Raw genomic sequence first — 3,966 nt, 5'->3', positions numbered from 1 at the left:
GATATCAAGGTGAACCCGCCCTGGCCAGTACTGTACTTATTTAAATGGTCGTCATTTGAGGTGGTGATCCTCGGTTCCGACAGTTTTGATGTTAAAACTATCGACAAAAAGAGCCTGACCTTGGGTCCCGGTAAGGCTAAGCAGCTTCGCTACTACATCACTGATGTAAACAATGATGGCAAAAAAGACTATATTGCCACATTCAAAGGCAAGGGAACCGGGCTAAAGAAGGGTAAGCAGGATGTCTGTGTCTGTGGCACCGCCGGAGGCGAAGGTTTCGAAGGCTGTGATGAGATCTATGTGAAGCCCGTCTCTGATAAATGGCACTATTGATTTCTAGCTTTAAATCAATGCAAAAAGCCCCATAAGTTAAGCTTATGGGGCTTAATGGCACTGGCCACTCACAGTTCACTCAGAAGGTACCGTTAGAATTGCGCACGTCGATTTGCAAGTTTGCTAGCATGAACCGGAAGCACCTCGGCAACGTTATTGTCCAGCTGTGCCAGCACGCTGTTGTAACCATAGCGAGGCTGCCATCCGAGTACCTGTTGTGCCAGCGATGAGTCGTACACCCGATCCAGCGTTTTGGGCAATGTCCATCCCCGGCGCTGAAACGCCGCGGCGAGTTCAGGCTCGTACTGGCTGATCACGGCATCAGCCTGCTGATATAACGATGAACAGTCTTGTCGGCAGAACGGTGTTTTTGCCGACAGGATGTAGCGCTTAAAACCCTCCGGACGTGTATCAATGGCGCATCCATGGGCCGAGGCGACATCTCTGGCATCGATACCACGGGTCAGGCGATAGACGGCCATCATATCGGCGGGCTCGGGAAAGCACCGCGACATCTGCAATACGGTAACAGGCAGTGAGGTTTCCTCTGAGATACGCTGTAGCAGATTCTCGGCCTGAATTTTGGTTCGATGGTAGACGGTTCTTGGCTGCGGTGTCACTGTTTCGGTGATCCAGCCAGTTCGGCCCTCTGGCGTTGACGAATAGCCGTAAAGTGCCGTCGTGCTGGTATAAATAAAGTGGCTGATACCATGCTCAATCCCCCTTGTGACTAATTGCTCTGTCGCCTCTACGTTGATCTCGGCAAACTCTTGATCCGAGCGTAAGCCGACATGGGGCGCATGCAAAGATGCCGTATGCACAATGACATCAACCCCTTGCATTGCCGAGCGAACGAAGCCGCGATCCCGAAGATCGCCGACAAAGTCGGCGGTTGAGCAGGGAAGCATATCCAGCCCCACTACCTGGTGATGGCGCATTAAATGGATATAGATATGACGTCCAATCCGGCCGGCAGAGCCGGTAACTAAAATTTTCATAATTGACTAGGGCGTGTTGGTAAACAGGAATGGCGGTAATTATCGAATGACGAGATAGGCACCGGCAAATAAAAGTGCGATACCGAGCATCCGATACAACTCTAGCCCTCGTGCAACCGTGCCAAAGGCACCCAGATAATCAATAACGACTCCCGCAAGAAGCTGGCCGACAATGATTAAGGTGATGGCAGAAACGGCACCAAGTTTCGGGATGGTGTGGCTAATAGACAGATACAGTACCAGACCGAAGGCCCCGCAGCCTAACATATACCATGGCAGTTCACGCCATTGGGCGATATCTTCTCCCCGTCGGGAGAGCAGGAGGATCAGCGAGGCGATTAATCCGCCCAGATGGACGATAAAGCTACTTGCTGCGCCACCGACACGTTGTGACATGGCGCCTGCAATCGGAGCCTGGGTGCCAACCGCAATCCCGCCGAGCAAACCAATACCAATCGTTAATGCCAGTTCAAACATAAACCCTCCTTCTGGGTAGCTCTGTGCCCAGCGTGTGCTGAAGCAGTTTTATTCGTGATACATGGACGATGTTTGTGGTTATAAGAAGTGTAGGAAAATAGATGTATGAACAAAAATGGTTTAAATTCACCTTATGTATTCCCACCAAGAATAGATAAGGTGTAAAGAGGATGTCTTTTGAGAAATTAGCGAGGCTCGATCTAAACCTGCTGGTTTGCCTGCATGTCCTGCTAGAGCATAACAATGTCAGCAAAGCGTCCGAGCATCTGAATCTGAGCCAGTCGGCGATCAGCAAAAGCCTGGCCAGGCTCAGAGAGCTATTTGATGATCCGTTATTGCAACGTTCTGGGTATGGTATGGAGCCAACACCCCGGGCCAAAGAGCTGAAACCTATGCTGGCAAAGCTATTGTTTGACATCGAAAAGATGACAGCACCCACGACATTTGAGCCGTCGCAAAGTACACGAAGCTTTCAGATGGCGGTAGTCGAAAGTATCTATACCCTGCTGTTTCCCCATTTTATTGGTGAAGTATTCTCAACCGCTCCCCATCTCACTATTGATACCTGTAGCTGGGGCTCTGATACGTTTGGGCAACTTCAAAGAGGCGAGCTGGATTTTGCCATTACAGGCAAGGATCTAAACCCGGAAGATGCAGAGCGAACACTCACCCCGCCCAAAGGAATACTTTCTGCCGAGCTGTATCAGGACAAACTTTGCTGCATCGTCAATTCGCGGCACCCGGTGTTATCGGAAAAATGGGATTTAAAGGCCTACATCGACCAGCGGCATATAGTGACTAAATACTATAAAAATGAACGCTGGCTTTTAGATGTCAAACTAGCAGAAAGTCAGTTGGAGCGTGATGTTGCCCTGTTTGTGCCCGATTTTAATAGCGCAGCGGAATTGTGCAGCCACACCGATTTGCTCCTGACCGCACCCAGTCTTTATGCTCGCCATGTCGCCACAAAGTTGGATTTGACGGTGATCCCCCTGCCCTATCCGCTTCCCCCGCTCTCCTATACGCTTTTCTGGCATGAAAACCGGGAGAATGATCTGGCCCACCTCTGGTTAAAAAAACTCTTGATATCCCGTTGCCAGAAACTGGCAACAGACCCGGAGTCAAAAGTATCACCTTGACCAAAACCATCTTTAATCACATCGACAGCCGCATTAGAGCGTAATTGTGACAACCTATAATCGGTTAAAAGGGTTCCTACGCCTTAATACAGCTGTCTCGGTGTTCCTTTGTGTACTGCCGAATGTCCATTTTTTCCCTTGTCAGGCTTTCTCTACGATAAGGTAGGCATGAAGTTGTGGGTGTTGATCAAACTCTAAGTGTCGGATTACACAGCCAAGTTCAATGAATAGCTGCAAGAAACTATTCGTACCCAACGATGAGTAGTACACTTCAGGCCCCATAAAGCTGTCGGTGTGAGAGCCTTCTTTGGCGGTACCACCAAAAGAAAAGATAAACACTCCACCCACATTCAGGCTTGCAACAATTTTGATAAGCACATTGCGTTGCTCTGCCAAAGGTATATGCCAGATACTGTCCCATGCCGTGATAAAGTCGTACTTTTCATCCAGTGAATACTCACAAATATCTGCCTGAACAAAATTGATATTCGGTTGCCGCTTACGAGCAATGTCCAACATCTCTGCTGATACATCTATACCAGAGGGACTGAAGCCCTCGCTTAGCAGCAACTCGATAAAACGCCCCGTACAACCACAGCCGATATCCAGCGCATGTCCACGCCCCTTTGTAAAAGTAATCGCTCTCTTGTGCTGTTCAATACCATTGTTGATATCGAAGTCATTACTCTCCCAAAGATGAGTAATTTGGTTATATGCTTTTCCTATCTCTGTCGGTTTCACTTAAAAATCTCCTTGAGGCCTAACGCCGAACATCAGTTGTACGACAGTGAACTAACCAGGTATACCACGCTTTATTCCCTAACCGATCAGTGCTACCGGATACCGGGGTTGCTATACGAAACTGAAACCTGACGGATAAGAATGAATCCCATCAAAATCGGCCTTACTCAATACTACGCCTTTAGATTTTGCTATCGCATAAACCATACTGATATGAAAGTAAAAGTTAGGGAGTATGTACTGATGAATGAACTCTGATTGAGACAAGTTTATTTCAG

Annotated in this window: 6 protein-coding genes; 2 read left to right on the top strand and 4 right to left on the bottom strand. The window is 48.5% G+C overall.

All coding sequences use genetic code 11. The features are described from left to right. Positions 1 to 333 (top strand): hypothetical protein (locus MHN01_RS19030; RefSeq protein ID WP_239412790.1); only part of this gene is annotated, 333 nt, incomplete at its 5' end. Positions 334 to 425: 92 nt separating this feature from the next. On the opposite strand, the gene MHN01_RS19025 is transcribed toward MHN01_RS19030, so the two are convergent. Together MHN01_RS19025 and MHN01_RS19020 are read right to left on the bottom strand one after the other, a co-directional pair. Then, a complete protein-coding gene (locus tag MHN01_RS19025) occupies positions 426 to 1,331 on the bottom strand; it encodes an NAD(P)-dependent oxidoreductase (protein WP_239412789.1) in 906 nt (301 codons plus the stop codon). A gap of 39 nt (positions 1,332 to 1,370) precedes the next feature. After that, positions 1,371 to 1,808 carry a DMT family transporter gene (locus MHN01_RS19020; protein WP_239412788.1) on the bottom strand — a complete coding sequence of 146 codons (438 nt, stop codon included), beginning with the start codon at positions 1,806 to 1,808 and terminating at the stop codon, positions 1,371 to 1,373. A 170-nt stretch (positions 1,809 to 1,978) separates the two neighbouring features. Between MHN01_RS19020 and MHN01_RS19015 the strand changes: the two genes are divergently transcribed. Next, positions 1,979 to 2,947 carry a LysR substrate-binding domain-containing protein gene (locus tag MHN01_RS19015; RefSeq protein ID WP_239412787.1) on the top strand — a complete coding sequence of 323 codons (969 nt, stop codon included), beginning with the start codon at positions 1,979 to 1,981 and terminating at the stop codon, positions 2,945 to 2,947. Positions 2,948 to 3,088: 141 nt separating this feature from the next. Here the strand turns inward: MHN01_RS19015 and MHN01_RS19010 are convergent, their stop codons facing one another. Next, complete coding sequence (locus MHN01_RS19010; protein WP_239412786.1) at positions 3,089 to 3,688, bottom strand: class I SAM-dependent methyltransferase; 600 nt, start codon at positions 3,686 to 3,688, stop codon at positions 3,089 to 3,091. A 111-nt stretch (positions 3,689 to 3,799) separates the two neighbouring features. Further along, positions 3,800 to 3,955: a DUF1993 family protein gene (locus tag MHN01_RS19005; protein WP_239412791.1), complete on the bottom strand. Its 156-nt coding sequence runs from the start codon at positions 3,953 to 3,955 to the stop codon at positions 3,800 to 3,802. Positions 3,956 to 3,966: the final 11 nt, after the last annotated feature.

It is taken from the genome of Photobacterium sp. OFAV2-7 (assembly GCF_022347985.1).
Taxonomy (GTDB): domain Bacteria; phylum Pseudomonadota; class Gammaproteobacteria; order Enterobacterales; family Vibrionaceae; genus Photobacterium.
Note: the sequence above shows the minus strand (reverse complement) of the source record. Positions and strands in the feature narration are given on the sequence as shown.

What these genes read in the sequence shown, in the direction of transcription:
- MHN01_RS19025 (WP_239412789.1), bottom strand. Translation starts at nt 1,331, where the DNA reads ATGAAAATTTTAGTTACCGGCTCTGCCGGCCGGATTGGACGTCATATC.
- MHN01_RS19020 (WP_239412788.1), bottom strand. Translation starts at nt 1,808, where the DNA reads ATGTTTGAACTGGCATTAACGATTGGTATTGGTTTGCTCGGCGGGATT.
- MHN01_RS19015 (WP_239412787.1), top strand. Translation starts at nt 1,979, where the DNA reads ATGTCTTTTGAGAAATTAGCGAGGCTCGATCTAAACCTGCTGGTTTGC.